This window comes from Faecalimonas canis (assembly GCF_054601575.1).
In genome coordinates, this window is the sequence record NZ_BAAHSI010000016.1 from 119,324 (window position 1) to 138,751 (window position 19,428).

The 19,428-nt window shown below is 36.5% G+C and carries 20 protein-coding genes and 1 pseudogene; 19 read left to right on the plus strand and 2 right to left on the minus strand.

The annotated features are described in order from the left end of the window. Window position 1: 1 nt before the first annotated feature. On the minus strand, window positions 2–592 hold the full coding sequence (locus ACYPXO_RS05150; RefSeq protein ID WP_459639582.1) for a hypothetical protein: 591 nt from the start codon (window positions 590–592) through the stop codon (window positions 2–4). Between the two features lie 91 nt (window positions 593–683). After that, window positions 684–1,331: a hypothetical protein gene (locus ACYPXO_RS05155; RefSeq protein WP_459639583.1), complete on the minus strand. Its 648-nt coding sequence runs from the start codon at window positions 1,329–1,331 to the stop codon at window positions 684–686. A gap of 280 nt (window positions 1,332–1,611) precedes the next feature. Here ACYPXO_RS05155 and spo0A point away from each other — a divergent pair, with 280 nt between their 5' ends. From spo0A to ACYPXO_RS05250, 19 genes and pseudogenes are all read left to right on the plus strand, one after another. Next, complete coding sequence (gene spo0A, locus ACYPXO_RS05160; protein WP_459639584.1) at window positions 1,612–2,403, plus strand: sporulation transcription factor Spo0A; 792 nt, start codon at window positions 1,612–1,614, stop codon at window positions 2,401–2,403. A 64-nt stretch (window positions 2,404–2,467) separates the two neighbouring features. Next, window positions 2,468–3,904: a glycogen synthase GlgA gene (gene glgA / locus ACYPXO_RS05165; protein WP_459639585.1), complete on the plus strand. Its 1,437-nt coding sequence runs from the start codon at window positions 2,468–2,470 to the stop codon at window positions 3,902–3,904. An 18-nt stretch (window positions 3,905–3,922) separates the two neighbouring features. Then, window positions 3,923–4,789, plus strand: a complete 867-nt coding sequence (gene metF / locus ACYPXO_RS05170; protein WP_459639586.1) for a methylenetetrahydrofolate reductase [NAD(P)H] — start codon at window positions 3,923–3,925, stop codon at window positions 4,787–4,789. A gap of 8 nt (window positions 4,790–4,797) precedes the next feature. Beyond that, on the plus strand, window positions 4,798–5,442 hold the full coding sequence (locus ACYPXO_RS05175; RefSeq protein WP_459639587.1) for a Vitamin B12 dependent methionine synthase activation subunit: 645 nt from the start codon (window positions 4,798–4,800) through the stop codon (window positions 5,440–5,442). A gap of 3 nt (window positions 5,443–5,445) precedes the next feature. Then, window positions 5,446–7,824, plus strand: a complete 2,379-nt coding sequence (locus ACYPXO_RS05180; RefSeq protein WP_459639588.1) for a homocysteine S-methyltransferase family protein — start codon at window positions 5,446–5,448, stop codon at window positions 7,822–7,824. A 10-nt stretch (window positions 7,825–7,834) separates the two neighbouring features. Further along, the gene (locus ACYPXO_RS05185; protein WP_459639589.1) at window positions 7,835–9,343 is read left to right on the plus strand and encodes a 4Fe-4S dicluster domain-containing protein; all 1,509 of its coding nucleotides are present in this window, start codon (window positions 7,835–7,837) and stop codon (window positions 9,341–9,343) included. Between the two features lie 62 nt (window positions 9,344–9,405). Then, window positions 9,406–9,528 carry a hypothetical protein gene (locus ACYPXO_RS05190; RefSeq protein WP_459639590.1) on the plus strand — a complete coding sequence of 41 codons (123 nt, stop codon included), beginning with the start codon at window positions 9,406–9,408 and terminating at the stop codon, window positions 9,526–9,528. A 149-nt stretch (window positions 9,529–9,677) separates the two neighbouring features. Then, window positions 9,678–12,317: an alanine--tRNA ligase gene (gene alaS, locus ACYPXO_RS05195; protein WP_459639591.1), complete on the plus strand. Its 2,640-nt coding sequence runs from the start codon at window positions 9,678–9,680 to the stop codon at window positions 12,315–12,317. Window positions 12,318–12,460: 143 nt separating this feature from the next. After that, window positions 12,461–12,637 carry a 30S ribosomal protein S21 gene (gene rpsU / locus ACYPXO_RS05200; protein WP_006864570.1) on the plus strand — a complete coding sequence of 59 codons (177 nt, stop codon included), beginning with the start codon at window positions 12,461–12,463 and terminating at the stop codon, window positions 12,635–12,637. 71 nt (window positions 12,638–12,708) lie between these two features. Continuing rightward, window positions 12,709–13,296, plus strand: coding sequence for a putative ABC transporter permease (locus tag ACYPXO_RS05205; RefSeq protein WP_459639592.1), 588 nt, complete (start codon window positions 12,709–12,711; stop codon window positions 13,294–13,296). 12 nt (window positions 13,297–13,308) lie between these two features. Beyond that, entirely contained in the window at window positions 13,309–13,497 is a 189-nt protein-coding gene (locus ACYPXO_RS05210) for a hypothetical protein (protein ID WP_459639593.1), read from the plus strand. A 113-nt stretch (window positions 13,498–13,610) separates the two neighbouring features. Then, window positions 13,611–13,982: pseudogene (locus ACYPXO_RS05215) on the plus strand (D-alanyl-D-alanine carboxypeptidase family protein); the annotation flags it as partial. A 168-nt stretch (window positions 13,983–14,150) separates the two neighbouring features. Further along, window positions 14,151–14,315 (plus strand): hypothetical protein, encoded by a 165-nt coding sequence (locus ACYPXO_RS05220; protein WP_459639594.1) that lies wholly within the window; start codon window positions 14,151–14,153, stop codon window positions 14,313–14,315. 270 nt (window positions 14,316–14,585) lie between these two features. Next, window positions 14,586–14,771 (plus strand): hypothetical protein, encoded by a 186-nt coding sequence (locus ACYPXO_RS05225; protein WP_459639595.1) that lies wholly within the window; start codon window positions 14,586–14,588, stop codon window positions 14,769–14,771. 3 nt (window positions 14,772–14,774) lie between these two features. Then, complete coding sequence (locus ACYPXO_RS05230) at window positions 14,775–15,131, plus strand: hypothetical protein (RefSeq protein ID WP_459639596.1); 357 nt, start codon at window positions 14,775–14,777, stop codon at window positions 15,129–15,131. Between the two features lie 165 nt (window positions 15,132–15,296). After that, entirely contained in the window at window positions 15,297–15,476 is a 180-nt protein-coding gene (locus ACYPXO_RS05235; RefSeq protein ID WP_459639597.1) for a hypothetical protein, read from the plus strand. A 15-nt stretch (window positions 15,477–15,491) separates the two neighbouring features. Beyond that, window positions 15,492–15,650 carry a hypothetical protein gene (locus tag ACYPXO_RS05240; RefSeq protein WP_459639598.1) on the plus strand — a complete coding sequence of 53 codons (159 nt, stop codon included), beginning with the start codon at window positions 15,492–15,494 and terminating at the stop codon, window positions 15,648–15,650. A gap of 7 nt (window positions 15,651–15,657) precedes the next feature. After that, entirely contained in the window at window positions 15,658–16,221 is a 564-nt protein-coding gene (locus tag ACYPXO_RS05245; RefSeq protein WP_459639599.1) for a Fic family protein, read from the plus strand. Between the two features lie 152 nt (window positions 16,222–16,373). Further along, window positions 16,374–19,427 (plus strand): SrtB-anchored collagen-binding adhesin, encoded by a 3,054-nt coding sequence (locus ACYPXO_RS05250; RefSeq protein ID WP_339080857.1) that lies wholly within the window; start codon window positions 16,374–16,376, stop codon window positions 19,425–19,427. Window position 19,428 lies beyond the last annotated feature (1 nt).

The window sequence follows — 19,428 nt, forward strand, 5'->3', positions numbered from 1 at the left end:
ATTATTTTATTATACCTAAAAATATCGGTAAGAATTTTAATGATAAGAAAATTCCAAAGGTAAGAAAAAATAGACCTGCTATTACCGAAATTATAGTTCCTGCCTTGACTTTTTTAATTAAAATATATACTGCCGGATGCTTGGGATCGACATATATGCTATACACATTCCCCGTTATCATATTTCGATTTAATTGTTTATAAGATATATTTTGTGTTGTTTGCTCGTGATAAATAGTTTCATTATATGTGTATTCAAATATCGGAGATTGTGTAGAAACGCCATTATTTCCGTAATAGGTATTATAACCACAGTACACACCGTCTACCTTTTCTTTGCAACGTCTTAGAGAATATAAATCATTCAAACCAACCAAAAGAAGTATTAAGCCAAACATAATTGTCCCTAGAGGATAAACCAATATTTCTCCATAAGGTAAAACTATAGATAAGATAGAAATTGTAGCAGACCCAATGAAAGAAATAAATATAATCAAACAAATCAGCGGCATAACTTTGTAACGTTTCTTTTTAAGTATTATAAAAGATGCTATAGCAAATAGCACTGTTAATATATGAATAATAATTGTCATTATCGCACCTCCGCAAAGATTATTCTAAAACTTAATAGGTGTCAATTTTTAAAATTTGACTGTATTGTTTGTGTATAAAACCGAATTTTGCTTATCCAAAATGAAATGGTACTATTAGGTCAAGAGTGGCTGCCATACCGCAAGTTAATACAAGCATAATCATTGTATCCTTTATGGTGGTTCGCCTTAAAACTATTACTGCACAAATGAATGTTATCAATTCTAATATTGAACGTATTTCAAAATAACCACTACCATAAATAAATGTCGTATTAAATAGAACAGCAAGTATCGGCACTGATAGTATAAATGCAATTTTACTTTTCCCCTTTGCATACCAGCAGATAAAAGCAAATATTGGAGAAACAATTGTAAAAACGCCCCAAATCATTGCATAATTTACAGGAAAAAATCCAGCTATGAATTTTGAATATAGGTAATAACTTGTAACCATTCCCGCAAAAAACACAAATACATTGATGGATGATCTAACAGATGAATTGCTATAAACTGAGATGCCCAAGGCAAGCAACAACCATATAGCAAAACGTCCTAAAAAATTACTAATGTCTAAATAATTCATAATGAATGGCAAATCATTTGCAGGGGTAGTGTCTAAAAACTTTGAAATAATTCCTAAAACAACCCCGATCAACAATATAGACGCAGTATTTATAATTTGCTGTTTAAGAGGTATTGGGTTTTTTGTACTTCGTACAGTATTCAAAAAGTTCTTCATTTTTTATCTCCATAATTTTAAAATTACAAATGATTATATCATGCCTAAAAGAAATCGTCACTTATTTCTTTAGATCAAATGGTTATGTAGATTTTTATTTTGGTAAATGTAAGAAGAACGGGGAAGATAAAATAATTAATACATCTGTAACATTCCTGTTCTTCTAAATAAGTAAGAAAAATGTCGAAATCGTCCGACAATATTTTCTTGTATCCGCAAAATGAGTCGGATATAATGGGCGGGTAATTATATGTTGATAAAAAGTAGGAGGTTTCGATTCATGGGAAACTTAAATGTAGCAATTGCTGACGATAATGAGAGAATTTTGGAACTTTTAGATGAAATCATAAGTACGGACAATGAACTTACCGTTGTCGGAAAGGCGAATAATGGGGAGGATATGTGTCACATCATCAAAAACAAAGAACCGGACGTAGTGTTATTGGATTTGATTATGCCGAAAATGGACGGAATTAGTGTGATGGAGAAGATAAATACAGATGATAGCATAAAGAAAAGACCTGATTTTATTGTGGTGACGGCTGTAGGACAGGAAAGAATAACGGAGGATGCCTTTAGAAAAGGGGCAAACTATTATATTATGAAGCCGTTTAATAATGAAATGATCATTAATAGGATTAAAAGCACAACGGGAGGAAGGACAAGGGTAAGTAAGAAGCAGCCGGTATCCATTTCACAGCCTCAGATATTGACAAAAGAAAGATTAGAGGAGTATGTGACAGATATGCTTCATGAAATAGGGATACCTGCGCATATTAAAGGGTATCATTATTTAAGAGATTCTATTATTATGGTAGTAGAAGATATGGACGTATTAAATGCAATTACAAAAATTTTATATCCGTCAGTGGCGAAAAAACATCAGACAACGGCGAGCCGTGTGGAGAGGGCGATACGCCATGCGATTGAAGTGGCATGGGGTAGAGGAAAACCGGACACACTGGAAGAATTGTTTGGTTATACAATCAGTAATGGGAAAGGTAAACCGACAAACTCGGAGTTTATCGCATTGATTGCAGATACAATTCAATTAAAATACAAACACAGATAAATCTTTTCAACTGGATATAATTGCGTTATAATGGAATTACTATACGAAAGGTGGAGGAACGAGTATGAGAAAAATCTTATTTGCGGCATCAGAATGCGTTCCGTTTATTAAAACAGGCGGATTGGCAGATGTAGTGGGAAGTTTACCGAAGTATTTCGATAAGAAAAAGTATGATGTTAGAGTCATGTTGCCGAAATATATGTGCATGAAACAGGAATGGAAAGATAAAATGGAGTACAAAACTCATTTTTATTTAGACCTGTCATGGAGAAAACAGTATGTAGGCATTTTAGAAATGGAATTGGATGGAATTAAGTTTTACTTTGTAGATAACGAATACTATTTTGCAGGCTCGACACCTTATGGCAATATTTACGAAGATGTAGAAAAATTTGCTTTCTTTTCCAGAGCTGTTTTGAGTGCGTTGCCATTAATTGATTTCAGACCTGATATTATCCATTGTCATGACTGGCAAACGGGATTAATTCCTGTATATTTAGATAATTTCCGTTTTGGAGGAGAATTTTATCAAGGAATTAAAACCGTGATGACAATACATAATTTAAAATTCCAAGGAATATGGGATAAAAAGACAATTCAGGATATTACAGGATTGCCGGATTATTATTTTACGGCAGATAAATTGGAAGCATATAAAGATGCCAATTATTTAAAAGGCGGTATTGTTTATGCGGATAGGGTAACGACAGTAAGCCGCTCCTATGCAGAAGAGATTAAGACGGAATTTTATGGAGAGCGTTTGGACGGGCTTATGAATGCGAGAGCGAACTGTTTATCGGGAATCGTGAACGGAATTGACTATGATGTGTATAATCCGAAAACAGATAAAATGATTGCTAAGAAATATTCGGTTGATAGTTTCCGAAGAGATAAGAAGAAAAATAAACTTGCACTTCAGGAAGAATTAGGTCTGGAAGTAAATGATAAGAAGATGATGATAGGAATTGTATCACGTCTTACAGATCAAAAAGGTTTTGATTTAATTGCATATATTATGGATGAACTGTGTCAGGATGATATTCAACTTGTTGTCTTAGGAACAGGTGAGGAAAGATATGAGAATATGTTCAGACACTTCGCATGGAAATATGATAAAAAGGTTTCTGCAAATATTTATTACTCAGAAGAAATGTCGCATAAAGTTTATGCTTCCTGTGACGCATTTTTAATGCCTTCCCTATTTGAACCTTGTGGTTTAAGTCAGTTGATGAGTCTTAGATATGGAACAGTTCCGATTGTTCGTGAAACAGGTGGGCTTCGTGATACGGTAGAGCCATATAATGAGTTTGAAAAGACAGGTACAGGATTTAGTTTTTCAAACTATAACGCACACGAAATGCTCGGTATTATTCGTTATGCAGAAAAGGTTTATTATGAGAAAAAACGTGATTGGAACAAAATCGTTGAACGTGGCATGAAGAAAGATTTCTCATGGAAAAATTCTGCTAAACAATATGAGGCACTGTACGAAGAAATGTAAACAACAAAGGAGTAAGGTATGAAGATTATTGACAGACTAAATGAAGACAGAATAAATATTTCTTTTGAGGTGTTTCCGCCAAAGACGGAAGCAGGATTTGACAGTGTAATAAAAGCGGTAGATGAGATTGCAACGGTTGACCCTGCTTTTATTAGTGTGACATACGGTGCGGGTGGTGGAACAAGCAGCAATACAGTTCATATTGCCTCGCACATTAAGCATGATTTACAAGTAGAAAGTTTGGCGCATTTGACCTGTGCATCTTCAACAAAAGAAGAAGTGCGTCAAGTTATTTCCACATTGAAAAAAGAAGGAATTGAAAATATATTGGCTCTTCGGGGAGATATTCCAAAAGAAAGAGAATTTCCTGTTGCCAGTCAGTATAGATATGCCTGTGAACTCGTTGAAGAGATAAAACAGAATGGAGATTTCTGCATTGGGGCAGCCTGTTATCCGGAAGGTCATGTGGAAAATGAACATAAGAAAGACGACATACAGTATCTGAAAGAGAAAGTCGACAGCGGGGTGGATTTTTTAACAACCCAAATGTTTTTTGACAATAGTATTCTTTATAATTTCTTATATAGGATTCGCGAAAAGGGGATTACCGTTCCGGTTTTACCGGGGATTATGCCGGTGACAAATGGTAAGCAGATGAAACGCATCTGTGAATTGTCAGGGACAGTCTTGCCACAGCGTTTTAAAGCAATTGTAGATAGATTCGGAGATAATCCGAAGGCAATGCAGCAGGCGGGTATTGCATATGCGACAGACCAGATCATTGATTTGCTGGCAAACGGAATTGAAAATATTCATATTTATTCCATGAATAAACCGGAAGTTGCAAAGGCGATTATGGCTAATTTGAAAGAAATTATAAAGTAGGAGAAAGTATGGAAAAACGAATACGGGAAGCGATTCGTTATCTTGGTTTTGGTAAAAATGCGGTGGATGACCGTACATTTGCTCTTATTATAAATTCTTTCAGAGAATTGGAAGAAGTGGCAGATGAACGGGTTGTTTATCGCATTTTTTCATTGGATATAGGACAGGATAATCGGATAAAAATCGGAAATATGATAATAGACAGTATGAATTTAAGGAAAAACCTGAAAGGATGCCACGAGGTAATTCTTTTTGGTGCTACTCTTGGCACGGGAGTGGATATGTTGATGAAACGGCGGGCAGTTACGGATATGGCGAGCGTAGTTGTTTTACAAGCGTGTGCCACGGCAATGTTGGAAGAATTTTGTGACAGGTGTGTGGATCAAATTTCAGAGGAATTAAATCGTGAAGGATTGTATCTGCGACCAAGATTTAGTGCCGGATATGGAGATTTTTCTATTTCACATCAAGAAGAAATACTAAGGATGACAGATGCGCCAAAAAAGATTGGGCTTACCATGACAAATGGAAGTATGCTGACGCCGACAAAGTCCATTACAGCGGTGCTTGGAATAAGTGATAAAAACATATTGTGTCATCGAGAAGGGTGCGAAGTGTGTGAAAAAACAGATTGTGATTACAGAAGGGAATAGACAATGATATTAGAACAACTAGGAAAAAAAATACTCTTTTTAGATGGTGGTATGGGAACGCTTTTGCAGGAGAAAGGACTTTTGCCGGGAGAACTGCCTGAAACTTGGAATATAAAAAGAAAAGAAATTGTAGCAGATATTCATCGCCAATATTTTGAGGCGGGAAGTGATATTGTTCTGACAAATACATTTGGTGCAAATGCCATTAAGTTTCATGATGATTATTATAATTTACAGGAAATTGTGGGGCAGGCAATTGCAAATGTGCATGAAGGTGCAAGAAGATGTAATAAAGCCAGAAACGATTACTGTGTTGCTTTAGATATTGGACCGACAGGAAAACTTTTAGAACCTATGGGGGATTTGTCTTTTGAAGATGCGTACAATACTTATGCGGAAGTAGTGCGTTATGGAAAAAATGCGGGGGCAGATTTAATACATATTGAAACGATGAGTGATACATATGAATTGAAGGCGGCTGTCCTTGCAGCGAAAGAAAATACAGATTTACCGATTTTTGCAACGATGATTTTTAATGAGAATGGAAAACTTCTGACAGGAGGAGATGTACCATCGGCAGTTGCAATGTTGGAAGGGCTTCGTGTTGATGCTATCGGACTAAATTGCGGAATGGGGCCAAAGCAGATGCTTCCCATTTTGAAAGAAATGAGGAAATACACATCGCTTCCGATTATAGTTAAGGCAAATGCAGGGCTTCCGAAACAAAAAAATGGGGAAACGTATTATGACATATCCCCTGAAGAATTTGCAAATGCAATGGCAGAAATCGTTGAGGAAGGCGGTTGTGTAATCGGAGGATGTTGTGGGACAACTCCAAAACATATTTCGGAAATGAAAAAAGTATGTGAACATAAGAAAATAAAAGTTCCGGAAAAGAAAAATGATACGATAGTATCTTCTTATGGAAAAGCAGTTGTTTTTGGTGAGAAACCGATTATCATCGGAGAGAGAATTAATCCAACCGGGAAAAGTAAAATGAAACAGGCTCTGAAAGAAAATCATTTGGATTATCTTTTAAAGGAAGCCATTACCCAACAAGAAAAAGGGGCGGACATTCTGGATGTGAATGTAGGACTTCCGGATATAAACGAACCTGAGATGATGAAAAAAGTTATACCGGAAATTCAAAGTGTAACAAATCTTCCTCTTCAAATTGATACGGTAAATGTGACAGCACTGGAGAGTGCAATGCGTTTATATAATGGGAAGCCTATGGTAAATTCTGTTACGGGGAAACAGGAATCCATGGATAAGGTGTTCCCGCTTATTCAGAAATATGGCGGGGTTGTAGTAGGTCTTACACTTGATGAAGAGGGGATACCAAAGACGGCAAAAGGCAGACTTGCGATTGCAGAAAAAATTATTCGTGAAGCAGCGAAATATAGTATAGATAAAAAGGATATTGTCATTGATGTTTTGACAATGACGATTAGTTCAGAACCGAAGGGTGCAAAGACAACTTTAATGGCGCTGGAAATGGTAAAAACAATGTGCGGTGTCCATACAGTTTTAGGAGTGTCAAATATTTCCTTCGGGTTGCCGGCAAGACCTGTCATTAATGCTAACTTTTATACAATGGCGATGCAGAAAGGGTTGAGTGCAGGAATTATTAATCCATCCTCAGAGGCAATGATGAATTCTTATTATGCTTATTGTGCATTGATGAATTTAGATGAAAATTGTGAAAAATATATATCAAAATGTATGTCAAAAGAGAAGGAGATAAAACCGCTCACAACTATTACACTTAAAACGGCAATTGAAAGAGGATTGCGTGAGGAGGCTTCTCAGTCGGTAAAGGAATTGCTTAAAGAAGAGAAACCGTTGGACATCATCAACAGTTATCTTATACCGGCACTGGATACGGTGGGAAAAGGATTTGAAAAAGGAACGGTCTTTCTTCCGCAACTTTTGATGAGTGCCGAGTCTGCAAAAGAAGCATTTGCCATTTTAAAGGAGGAACTATCCAAAACAGGTCAGACAGACGAAAAAAAGGAAAAAGTTATTTTAGCAACAGTAAAAGGGGATATTCATGATATTGGGAAAAATATCGTAAAAGTCCTTTTAGAAAACTATTCTTTTGACGTAATTGATTTGGGAAAGGATGTATCCCCGGAAAAGATTGTGCAAACAGCAAAGAAACAGAATGTAAAACTGGTAGGATTAAGTGCGTTGATGACAACAACTGTAGTCAGTATGGAAGAAACAATAAAACAGTTGCGTAAAGAGATTCCAAGTTGTAAAGTGATGGTAGGAGGAGCTGTTCTTAATCAGGAATATGCAGATATGATAGGGGCGGATTTTTATGGAAAAGACGCTATGCAATCAGTTTATTATGCACAGAAAATATTAAAACATTAGGAGGAGAAAAATGCGAGGACTAAAAACACCTGTAAGATACATTAGAAGAAAAGTATTTGAGGAAGTAGCAAGAGTGGGATTTACATCTACGCCGGAAACGTTAATTGAGGATATTGAAGAAATTCCATATCGTCTTGTCAATGAAGATACTGAAAAATTCAGAGAGAGCGTATACCGTTCTCGTGCGATTGTAAGAGAAAGACTTCGTCTTGCGATGGGAATGTCGCTTCGCCCTGAAGATAAGCCGGTGCATTTAACAGCGGGAATTGAAGAGAGTAATATTTCGGCAAAATATTATGAGCCGCCTCTTATGCAAGTTATTCCATCAGCCTGTGCTTCTTGCGAGGAAAAGGAATATGAAGTCAGCAATATGTGTAAGGGATGCTTGGCACATCCTTGTAAAGAGGTCTGTCCTGTAGGTGCAATTTCCATGAAAGACGGACATTCGTTTATCGATCAGACGAAGTGTATTAAATGTGGCAAATGTAAGGCAAATTGTCCGTATGATGCTATTGCAAAAAAGGAGCGTCCATGTCAAAAATCATGTGGCGTAAATGCAATTGGTTCGGATAAATATGGTCGCGCCAAAATTGATAATGATAAATGTGTTTCCTGCGGTATGTGTATGGTTTCCTGCCCATTCGGAGCAATTTCTGATAAATCGCAGATTTTCCAGTTGGCGAGAGCATTAAGAGAAGGCGGAGAAATTATTGCGGAAATTGCACCTGCATTTGTGGGACAGTTTGGTGCAAATATCACACCGAGAAATATTAAGGCAGCTTTACAGGAACTTGGATTTAAAGAAGTATATGAAGTTGCTTTGGGAGCAGATATTGGAGCAATCTCAGAGGCACATCATTATGTAGAAAAAGTTGTTACGGGAGAATTACCATTCCTGTTGACATCATGCTGTCCGTCATGGTCTGTTTTAACAAAAAAATATTTTCCGGATTTAGTAGATCAGGTTTCGCAAGAATTGACACCTATGGTTGCTACTGCAAGAACAATTAAACAGGAACACCCAAATGCAAAAGTAGTATTTATCGGACCGTGTGCATCTAAGAAACTAGAAGCATCACGCAGAACAGTACGAAGCGATGTGGATTTTGTTATTACTTTTGAAGAATTGCAGGGAATGTTTGACGCAAAAGGAATTAATTTGGAAAAATACGAAGCGGAATCATCTTTCCATGATGCTACAGGAGCAGGGCGTGGATATGCGGTGGCGGGAGGCGTTGCGTCAGCCATTGAAAAATGTATCAACGAATATTATCCTGATGTGGAAGTCAATATAGAACATGCGGAAGGACTTGCGGAATGTAAAAAAATGCTTGTTCTTGCGAAAGCAGGAAAAATGAACGGTTGTCTGATTGAAGGAATGGGATGTCCAGGAGGTTGTATTGCAGGAGCAGGAACAAATATCGAAATTCCAAAAGCAAAAAAAGCGCTTGGCGATTTTGTTGCAAAATCTTCAAAAGGTTTACCGGCAAAAGAACTGGAAGAAATAGAATTGAAATAAATCTTTTTTTGTGTTATGATAAATAAACCGTGATAAGTTTAATGTATGGAGGTGCATAGATTATGGCATTTTGGGCAACATTAATTCAAACAATCATAAAAATGGTCATCGTTGGCGCAGCAGCTTTTGGTGGCATTATGTTAGGAAAGACGTTACGCAAAAGAAAGAATGAAAAAGATAAATAAGTATGAGGACGGGATGGTTTTTCCATCCCGTTTTTCTATAGAAAGAATAAAAGAAACTTATTTGACAAAAGAAGAAACTAACTTTATAATTAATAGTTAGCAAATTAATCAGAAATGATTGTTAATATTTTATGAGCAGGAGGACAATAATGCAACCATATGGAGTAAATGAATTGAGAAAAATGTTCCTTGATTTCTTTGAGAGCAAAGGACATTTAGCGATGAAAAGTTTTTCGTTAGTGCCACATAATGACAATAGTTTATTATTAATTAACTCAGGAATGGCACCGTTAAAACCATATTTTACAGGACAGGAGATACCGCCGAGAAATCGTGTGACAACCTGTCAAAAATGTATCCGTACAGGAGATATTGAAAATGTAGGAAAGACAGCAAGACATGGTACATTTTTTGAAATGCTTGGAAATTTTTCCTTTGGCGATTATTTTAAAAGAGAAGCAATTAAATGGTCATGGGAATTTCTTACAGAAGTAGTCGGTTTGGATGCTGACAGACTTTATCCTTCCGTATATGAGGAAGATGATGAAGCCTATGAGATTTGGAATAAAGAAATGGGTATTGCACCGGAGCGTATTTTTAAATTTGGTAAAGAAGATAATTTCTGGGAACACGGTTCAGGTCCTTGTGGTCCATGTTCGGAAATTTATTATGACAGAGGTGAAAAATACGGTTGTGGAAGTCCGGATTGTACAGTAGGATGCGAATGTGACAGATATATGGAAATTTGGAACAACGTATTTACACAGTTTGATAATGACGGAAAAGGACATTATGAAGAATTAGAGCAGAAAAATATTGACACAGGTATGGGATTGGAACGTCTTGCGTCTATCGTACAAGACGTAGATTCTATTTTTGATGTAGATACATTGAAAGCACTCCGTGAACATATTTGTACACTTGCAGGAACAGAGTATGGAAAAGAATATAATAAAGACGTATCTATCCGTGTAATCACAGACCATATTCGTTCCGTAACATTTATGATTTCAGATGGTATTATGCCTTCAAATAATGGAAGAGGATATGTGCTTCGTCGTCTGCTCCGTCGTGCCTGCCGTCATGGTCGTATTTTAGGTATTGAAGGGCAGTTTTTAACAAAACTTTGTGAAACGGTTATCAACGGTTCTAAAGATGGTTATCCTGAATTGGAAGAGAAGAAAGATATGATTTTTAATGTCATTCGTCAGGAAGAAGAACAGTTTAATAAAACAATCGATCAGGGCTTAGGTATTCTGTCTGAAATGATTCAGGAGATGACAGAGAAAAAGGAAACAACATTGTCGGGAGATAATGCGTTTAAGTTATATGATACATATGGATTTCCTCTTGATTTAACAAAAGAAATTTTGGAAGAAAAGGGATTTTCAGCAGATGAGGAAGGATTTAAAGTTTCCATGGAAGAACAGCGTGTAAAGGCACGTCAGGCGCGTGGTGTAAGTAATTATATGGGTGCAGATGCAACTGTATATGATGAAATTGATCCTTCTGTTACAACAGAATTTGTCGGATATGACAATTTAACATATGATTCAGAAATTACAGTTTTGACAACGGAAAATGAAATTGTAAATACACTTTCTGAAGGTGATAAAGGGACTATTCTTGTAAATAAAACACCATTTTATGCAACAATGGGGGGGCAGGAAGGTGACAAAGGAGTTATCACAACAGATAATGCCGAGTTTGTTGTAGAAGAAACAATTAAACTATTAGGTGGAAAAGTCGGTCATGTTGGAAAGGTAACAAAAGGAAGTTTTGCAGTTGGTGAGAAAGTAAATCTTTTCGTAGAAGAAAACGGACGTGCAAATACTTGTAAAAACCACAGTGCTACACATTTACTTCAGAAAGCATTGAAAACAGTTTTAGGTTCTCATGTAGAACAGAAAGGTTCTTTAGTTACACCAGATAGACTTCGTTTTGACTTCGTACATTTTTCAGCAATGACACCGGAAGAAATTGCAAGAACAGAAGAATTAGTCAATGCTGAGATTGCAAAAAATAATGCGGTTGTTACGGAAGTAATGAATATCGAACAGGCAAAAGCAACAGGAGCAATGGCGTTATTCGGTGAAAAATATGAAGAAGACGTTCGAGTTGTATCTATGGGCGACTTTTCAAAAGAACTTTGTGGTGGAACGCATGTTGCTAACACTGGTATGATTACGACATTCAAGATTCTTTCAGAATCAGGAGTTGCTTCGGGAGTACGACGTATAGAGGCGCTTACAGGAAACGGAGTATTTGCATACTATCGTGAAATGGAAAAAGAATTGAACGAAGTGGCAAAAGTTGCAAAGGCAACACCGGCACAGTTAAAAGACAAAGTAGAACATATGTTATCTGAAATTAAATCATTACAGAGTGAAGTAGATGCATTGAAGAGTAAACTTGCTAAAGATGCACTCGGAGATGTCATGAACGAGATAATAGAGGTTAAAGGTGTGAAGTTGCTTGCAACTGCAGTAGAAGATGTTGATATGAACGGTCTTCGTGATTTAGGAGATCAATTAAAAGAAAAATTAGGAGAAGGTGTAGTTGTTATTGCATCTTCCGTAAACGGTAAAGTTAACCTAATTGCCATGGCAACAGAGGAAGCAATGAAAAAAGGTGCTCATGCGGGTAATTTAATTAAGGGAATTGCGGCACTTGTAGGCGGCGGCGGTGGTGGTCGTCCAAATATGGCTCAGGCTGGAGGCAAAAATCCAGAAGGAATTTCTGATGCAATCGCCAAAGTACAGGAAGTGTTAGAAGGACAAATTTCTTAAGAAAATTAAAAAAAGTGTTTTTTTGAAAAGAAATAGTTGACGAAACGATAAAATATGCTATAATACAGTGTAGTGCAATAAAAATACCCGAACAGTCGTATGATGCACAATATAGGGCTGGAGGGGAGGTTAGGTGTGAGACTATGTCAAATGTAATCGTAAAAGAAAACGAAACGTTAGATAGTGCTTTACGCAGATTCAAAAGAAACTGTGCAAAAGCTGGTATTCAACAAGAAATTCGTAAAAGAGAACATTACGAAAAACCAAGCGTAAGACGTAAAAAGAAATCTGAAGCTGCTAGAAAACGTAAATTTAACTAATATGTGCAAAAAATGAAGGGAGTGTTGTAAAATGCTCCCTTTTTATACTAGTATTAATGAGGATAAGATGAATGTGGAATGCAACGTTATTTGGAATTGAAAGTTATAAGATGATATTATGGTTTTTGACGTACAGTATTTTGGGCTGGGTAGTCGAATCTATTTATATGTCTATTTGTAACCGCAAATTGACAAACCGAGGATTTGCGAAAGGTCCTATCTGCCCGATTTATGGTGTGGGTGCATTGACAGTGTTCGTTATTTTAAAACCGTACAGTCATAATATGATTTTACTTTTTCTACTTGGTTCAGTGCTTGCGACAACACTTGAATATGTAACTGCAATTATTATGAATAAGATGTTTGGAGAAATCTGGTGGGATTATACGGATAAGCCGTTTAATTACAAAGGAATACTTTGTTTAGAAAGTTCGATTGCATGGGGATTTTACACGATTATTTTATTTACATTTTTGCACGGTTTTGTTGACGGATTGGTAAATCGTATTCCATTTACCGTTGGAAGAACGGTGGGTACAATTATACTGGTATTAGTTGCAATAGATTATACAATTATGATGTATAAACAAAAGAAAGAAAGTTTACCAAAACGTGTGGTGAGATTGAAAGAAAGTATTTTGTTAAAAATACGGAGATAGGAAGTGAGCAGAATGAACTCCAAAATGGACGTAAAGAAGTTTTTGATATATTACGGAATTATGTCGGTTATTATCATTGTTTTAGGAAGAATGTTTCCGGAATGGGTAAAGGATAATACGATGTTGTATTATATCATTCTTGTAGGAGCAGCGTTTCCGGCAGATATATTATCAAGACGTGGAAATAAAAAGGATAAATAAATGAGAGCATAGTTATTGGAAACGGTAACTATGCTTTTTGCATTTCGTCGTATGACATAATTCTTGCTTTTCTTGCTTATAATGGTAACATAATATAGGTAAGGAGCGATAAAATGAAAGGAATTGTATCTGTGCTGATAAGTTGTGTGCTGCTTGGACAGTGCGTTTATGCCGCACCGAAAAGTGAAATGGAAATTGAGGCAAAATCAGGAGTTGTGGTGGAAGCGTCTACAGGAAAAATGATTTATGAAAAAAATGCGGATGAAAAGTTGCCGCCGGCAAGTGTTACGAAAGTAATGACGATGCTTTTGATTTTTGATGCCGTTGAGGCTGGAAAAATAAAAATGGAAGATACGGTTACAGTGTCGGAATTTGCGGCATCAATGGGAGGATCACAGGTATTTTTAGAACCGGGGGAAACTCAAACCGTAGAAACTATGCTGAAATGTATTGCGGTTGCGTCCGCAAACGATGCGTGTGTGGCGTAGAGAGATAGGAGAACATTGAAAACCCTTATAAGACATATACATATGATAAATTAAACATTTGAATAAGTCTATATGTGTAAGAAATAAATGTAGATTTATTCTAGTGTTTAATGAGAATAGGAGAAAATTATGGATAGAAGAGTTTGGAGATGCGAGGAATAAAATATGTGTACAAATAATCAAGTAGGTCGAAGATTAGATTTCGGTAAATTTAGCAATAGAAATACAAAAATGGTTTCTTCTGAAGAAGCATTAAGAGATGTAAAGTCTATTGAATGGTCAGAAGATGTATTAAATGGAAAGCAGAAAGTTATTATTAGGAAACAATAATAAGATAGAGATGAAAAAGAAATATATGTAAAGTAGGGAGTATTGTTTTAGCGGAAAACATAAATCAGATGATAAGAATATTGAAAAAATGTTTTCTAAAGTGTTTAGTATTCTTTGAATAGGTTTTAGTGAGTGTGGGCATATAATAAATTAAATCTGTTTGTTAATCTATATGTATTATAAGTGTGTATGGGTTTATTGCGGTGCTTAATGAGAATAGAAAAATAGCATACGATTAACATTGATTGTAATTAAAAGAGGTGTTATAATATGAGTAATAAGAAGGAGGAGTCTGAAATGAACGCAATGATAAATATTGAGAGACCTTGTACAGTATCTGAATCAATCAAACAATCATGTCAGGAAGTTAAGTTAATGCGTGAAGGAAAGATTCCGAAACGTAGTTGGCGAGAGTTCCGGCAACAAATGAAAAATGATACATTAAAGGATGAATAGCGGATGCAATTTGATATTATACCAACGCCTAGATTTGAAAAAGATATTAATTACTATTTGAAGAAGAAAAATTTCAAAAACATCATGGATGATGTTGACGAGATAGTGGAGGAGTTAGAAAAAGGAAATCTTGTGGGTGATGTTATACCAGGTCTTGTATTTGAAGATAATGAAACTATAAAGGTACGTATGGCAAATACAGATACTAAGGTTGGCAAATCTAATGGATATAGAATTATATATTATGTAGTAAAAAGTGATTGCGAGATTTACTTATTGACAATTTATTACAAGAAGGAAGATAAAAATATTCCAAGTAATAAAGAATTAGAAGGATTGGTTAGAAAGTATTGTATGTAAAAACAAAAGGTATATCGGAGATGAATTTCTTCGGTATGCCTATTTTTGTCTTATTTATGTTGTTATGAATTATTTAATAAGAATATGGTGCTTTTGCGTAGAGTTGTGATATTGAGAATGTACTGTTATAATAAAAATAAAGTATGAGTGGCAAGGGAAACTGTTATGTGTGATGTAAAAAAATATGAGAAACTATATCAGGAAATAGAAAAATTAAAGCCGGAAGATACTTTGCAACTAATGTTGGAGGCTGAAACAGAAGAGCAGAGAGAGTTTTATCAGGTAGTAGGAGATTTTTTGCTTCAGAAGAAACAAAGAGAAATTATTGAGGGAAATGTGTTTTAGGAGAAAGAAAAGAACATGATAAAGGTTAGTGAAAAATGCCTTTTGGAGAACGCAGAGTTGTATATGAATAAAATTGTGGAAAAAGATGAGGATGTTATGAGTGTGAGAGACAATGGAAAAAATATTGTATTACTTTCAGAACAGCAGTTATTGAAATGGGGAAAGGAAATTTAAAAAGTATATGGATATAAACAAATTATTAGAGAAAAAACAAATTATAGATAAGGAAAAAACTTCGATTGATAAGATAACATTATCTTCTTATGAAAAGGATTTTGAGTTGACTTATACGCATAATTCAACTGCGATTGAAGGAAATACCTTAACACTTATGGAAACTAAAGTTGTATTGGAAGACGGTATTTCTGTAGGAGGAAAAGCGTTAAGGGAGATATATGAGGTAATCAATCATAAAAAGGCGTATAGATACATTAAGAAGTGTATTGCAGACGGGAAGAAGTTAGATGAAAATATTGTGAAGGATATTCATCAGATTTTGACGGAAAATATTATTGCAGGCGGTATATATCGTAATCAGGAAGTTAGAATTAGTGGTGCAGGTCATATTCCGCCAGTGAGTACGGATATGTATATTCAAATTAAGAATTTCTATGCTGACTTAGAATGGAAAGAACAGACTTTAAATCCAATCGAATATGCAGCATGGACTCATGCGGAGTTTGTGCGTATTCACCCTTTCATTGATGGTAATGTAACATTGAGATATTGTGAAAATGTGGCATAAACAGCGACAAACTTCTTTTTACAATCTCTTATAAAATTGAATAACATATAATATATTAACGGGGAACGCTAGAAATGGTGTTCCTTTTCTTATTTCAGACGTTCAAAATTGAGCGTCTATTTTTTTACCCAAAATGAAAGGAGCATTTAAGAATGAAGAACATATTAAAACGAGTATGCACGGGATTTCTCGCGTTGGCAACAGTAATCACTACCCTGCCGGCGACAACGGCTCATGCAGTGGAAAAACAATACTGGACAGAATCTGATGAGCGTGTCGGTATCGTAGAACAGGTAATGAATGACGGTTCTATCAAGGCAACATTTAACGAGGGCTATATGAAAGTCGAGGGCGAAACTGCCTATTGTATCGACATTAACACAGCTTTCCAAAATGGCTATAAGACACGAGCAGACGCAAGTACGCGTATGAGTGCCAACCAGATTTCTGATGTGGCTTTATCTATTGAATATGTAAAGCAGTATGCAGAAAAACACAAAGAATTAAATTACAAACAAGTCTATCTATTAGAACAGGTTGTTGTTTGGCAAAGATTGAGTGTGCATTTAGGCTGGCAATGCGATAACGTGCGTGCGGCATATAGTGAAATTTCAAAGGCTACACAAGAGGAAGTGTTTGCAGGCGCAAAAGCCTTTGTAAAAGAAAATAAAGGACGTTATGAATGTGGCGGATATATCTATTCCGGCGAGGGTCAGGAACTTGGACAGTTTTGGGCGAAGTTAAATGTTGGAAATGCTAAACTTCAAAAGGTTTCCAGTAATGCCGGCATTACAGATGGCAACGCCAACTATTCTCTTACCGGTGCGACTTACGGTGTCTTTGCTGATAAAGAGTGCCAAAAACAACTTGCCACTCTTACGACTGATGAAAATGGAAATACAGATGTTGTAGAGGTAAAAGCAGGCACAGTCTATATCAAAGAATTGTCTGCGCCACTTGGGTTTCAGGTGGATACAACGGTGTATTCCTTAAATGTGGAAGTTGGTAAGACTGCAACCTTAAAAGTTAGCGATACACCAAAAGTAACCGATACCTTAATTGAACTTTTTAAGATTGATATGGAAACACAGAAGAACAATCCACAGGGAACGGCTTCTTTAGCGGGTGCTGAGTTCAGATGGAATTATTATGACGGTTTCTATACAAAAGATAATCTTCCATCAAAGCCAACACGCACTTGGACAACAAAAACCGTTGAAGAAAAAGATAAGCAAGGAAATGTTCATTACATCACAAAATTAGCGGACACATACAAAGTTTCCGGCGACGCGTTCTATATGCAGAATGGAAAGGCAGTCCTTCCTCTTGGAACATTGACTGTTGAGGAAGTGAAAAGTCCGTCAGGATATTTATTAGAGGGCGCCTATATGCAGGCAAATGGAAGTTCTGAACAGATAAAAGGTGTCTATCTTACACAGATTGCAGAGGACGGCGACCTTGCGGTATTGACAGGTGCTAATCAATTTTCTGTATCGGATAAAGTTATTCGCGGTGGTGTGAAAATTCAAAAACGAGATTTAGAAACAGGCGATACCAAACCACAAGGAAGTGCCACGTTAAAAGATACTGCTTTTGACATCATTTCCTTAAATGAAAATGAAGTATTGGTTGAGGGCAAATTACACAAGAAAAATGAGGTTGTAAAAACCATTCATACGGATATTTCCGGTGTTGCAATGACTTCGGACAATCTTCTTCCTTATGGAAAATATAAGATTTCTGAACAGAAAGCACCAGAGGGATATTTGACTGATGGTGCAAAAGAAATCGAGTTTGAAATTACAGAAAACGGTAAAATCGTGGATTTAACGGATAAAGACCATTCTATCTACAATCAAATCAAACGCGGCGACATTGAGGGTGTCAAAATTGGTGCAGGTACGCATAAACGCTTGGCTGATGTTCCGTTCAAAATTACAAGCAAGACCACAGGCGAAAGCCATATTGTTGTAACTGATGATAACGGACAGTTTTCTACTTCATCAGACTGGGCGAGCCATAAGCACAATACCAACAAAGGACAGTCAAGTGAAGATGGTGTGTGGTTTGGAACTTCTGAACCGGACGACAGCAAAGGGGCACTTCCCTACGATACTTACATCATTGAAGAATTACGATGTACAAGCAATCAGGGGTTCAAACTTATTCCGCCATTTGAAATCGTGGTTTCAAGAAATAACCATGTGGTTGATCTAGGTACATTAACTGATGAATACGAAAAGGAAATTACTATTCATACAACTGCAACCGGTAAAGATGGCGAAAAAACAATCCTTGCAGGAAAAGAGGTAACAATCGTTGATACTGTGAAACTGGACGGACTTGTGAAAGGTACAAAGTATCAGTTAAAAGGCTGGCAGATGGTAAAGGAAGAAAATGCAGAACTTATCATTGATGGAAAACGTGTAGAAAATGACTATACCTTTGTCGCTGATGATGAAGAAATGAAAGTGGAAATTGCCTATACATTCAATGCGTCTGCTTTAGGTGGCAAGAACCTTGTTACCTTTGAAGAATTATATGATTTAAGCAATCCAGACGAACCGGTCAAAGTTGCCGAGCATAAGGATATTGAAGATGATGGACAGACTGTACTTATCACAGAACGCATTATCCGTATTCATACAACGGCTGCTGATCTGGACGGAAACAAGGAAATTCAGGCGGATAAAGAAATAACTATTATTGATACGGTTACTTTAGAGGGCTTGGAAGTCGGTACAAAATATCAGTTAAAGGGCTGGCAGATGGTAAAAGAAGAAAATGCAGAACTTTTGATTGATGGAAAGCGTGTAGAAAATGACTATACCTTTATCGCAGATAAGGAAAACATGACAGTAGAAATTGCATTTACCTTTGACGCCTCTACTCTTGGTGGAAAACAGTTAGTAACCTTTGAGGAACTATATGACTTGTCAAATCCTGATGAACCGAAGAAAGTGGCGGAACACAAAGATATTGAGGACGATGGACAGACAGTAACCATTAAGGAAATTCCAGAAGAACCGGAAGTTCCTGAAAAGCCGGAAGAACCAACAACACCGGAGAAACCATCTCAACCAACAGACAGTCCAAAAACCGGAGATAACACAAATGTGATGGCGTTTGTTGTGCTGTTGCTTGCTTCTGCCGGTATGCTTAGCGGTACATATCTTTGGAAAAAGTATCGTAAGAAAGAGGACTAAA

Excerpts from the sequence above, each read along its gene's own strand:
- ACYPXO_RS05230 (WP_459639596.1), top strand. The coding sequence starts at position 14,775 with ATGCAATTTGATATTATACCAACGCCTAGATTTGAAAAAGATATTAAT.
- ACYPXO_RS05155 (WP_459639583.1), bottom strand. The coding sequence starts at position 1,331 with ATGAAGAACTTTTTGAATACTGTACGAAGTACAAAAAACCCAATACCT.
- ACYPXO_RS05150 (WP_459639582.1), bottom strand. The coding sequence starts at position 592 with ATGACAATTATTATTCATATATTAACAGTGCTATTTGCTATAGCATCT.
- ACYPXO_RS05235 (WP_459639597.1), top strand. The coding sequence starts at position 15,297 with ATGTGTGATGTAAAAAAATATGAGAAACTATATCAGGAAATAGAAAAA.
- ACYPXO_RS05185 (WP_459639589.1), top strand. The coding sequence starts at position 7,835 with ATGCGAGGACTAAAAACACCTGTAAGATACATTAGAAGAAAAGTATTT.
- alaS (WP_459639591.1), top strand. The coding sequence starts at position 9,678 with ATGCAACCATATGGAGTAAATGAATTGAGAAAAATGTTCCTTGATTTC.
- ACYPXO_RS05220 (WP_459639594.1), top strand. The coding sequence starts at position 14,151 with ATGTGTACAAATAATCAAGTAGGTCGAAGATTAGATTTCGGTAAATTT.
- spo0A (WP_459639584.1), top strand. The coding sequence starts at position 1,612 with ATGGGAAACTTAAATGTAGCAATTGCTGACGATAATGAGAGAATTTTG.
- ACYPXO_RS05175 (WP_459639587.1), top strand. The coding sequence starts at position 4,798 with ATGGAAAAACGAATACGGGAAGCGATTCGTTATCTTGGTTTTGGTAAA.
- ACYPXO_RS05180 (WP_459639588.1), top strand. The coding sequence starts at position 5,446 with ATGATATTAGAACAACTAGGAAAAAAAATACTCTTTTTAGATGGTGGT.
- ACYPXO_RS05210 (WP_459639593.1), top strand. The coding sequence starts at position 13,309 with ATGAACTCCAAAATGGACGTAAAGAAGTTTTTGATATATTACGGAATT.
- rpsU (WP_006864570.1), top strand. The coding sequence starts at position 12,461 with ATGTCAAATGTAATCGTAAAAGAAAACGAAACGTTAGATAGTGCTTTA.
- ACYPXO_RS05240 (WP_459639598.1), top strand. The coding sequence starts at position 15,492 with ATGATAAAGGTTAGTGAAAAATGCCTTTTGGAGAACGCAGAGTTGTAT.
- ACYPXO_RS05190 (WP_459639590.1), top strand. The coding sequence starts at position 9,406 with ATGGCATTTTGGGCAACATTAATTCAAACAATCATAAAAATGGTCATC.
- glgA (WP_459639585.1), top strand. The coding sequence starts at position 2,468 with ATGAGAAAAATCTTATTTGCGGCATCAGAATGCGTTCCGTTTATTAAA.
- ACYPXO_RS05225 (WP_459639595.1), top strand. The coding sequence starts at position 14,586 with ATGAGTAATAAGAAGGAGGAGTCTGAAATGAACGCAATGATAAATATT.
- metF (WP_459639586.1), top strand. The coding sequence starts at position 3,923 with ATGAAGATTATTGACAGACTAAATGAAGACAGAATAAATATTTCTTTT.
- ACYPXO_RS05245 (WP_459639599.1), top strand. The coding sequence starts at position 15,658 with ATGGATATAAACAAATTATTAGAGAAAAAACAAATTATAGATAAGGAA.
- ACYPXO_RS05250 (WP_339080857.1), top strand. The coding sequence starts at position 16,374 with ATGAAGAACATATTAAAACGAGTATGCACGGGATTTCTCGCGTTGGCA.
- ACYPXO_RS05205 (WP_459639592.1), top strand. The coding sequence starts at position 12,709 with ATGTGGAATGCAACGTTATTTGGAATTGAAAGTTATAAGATGATATTA.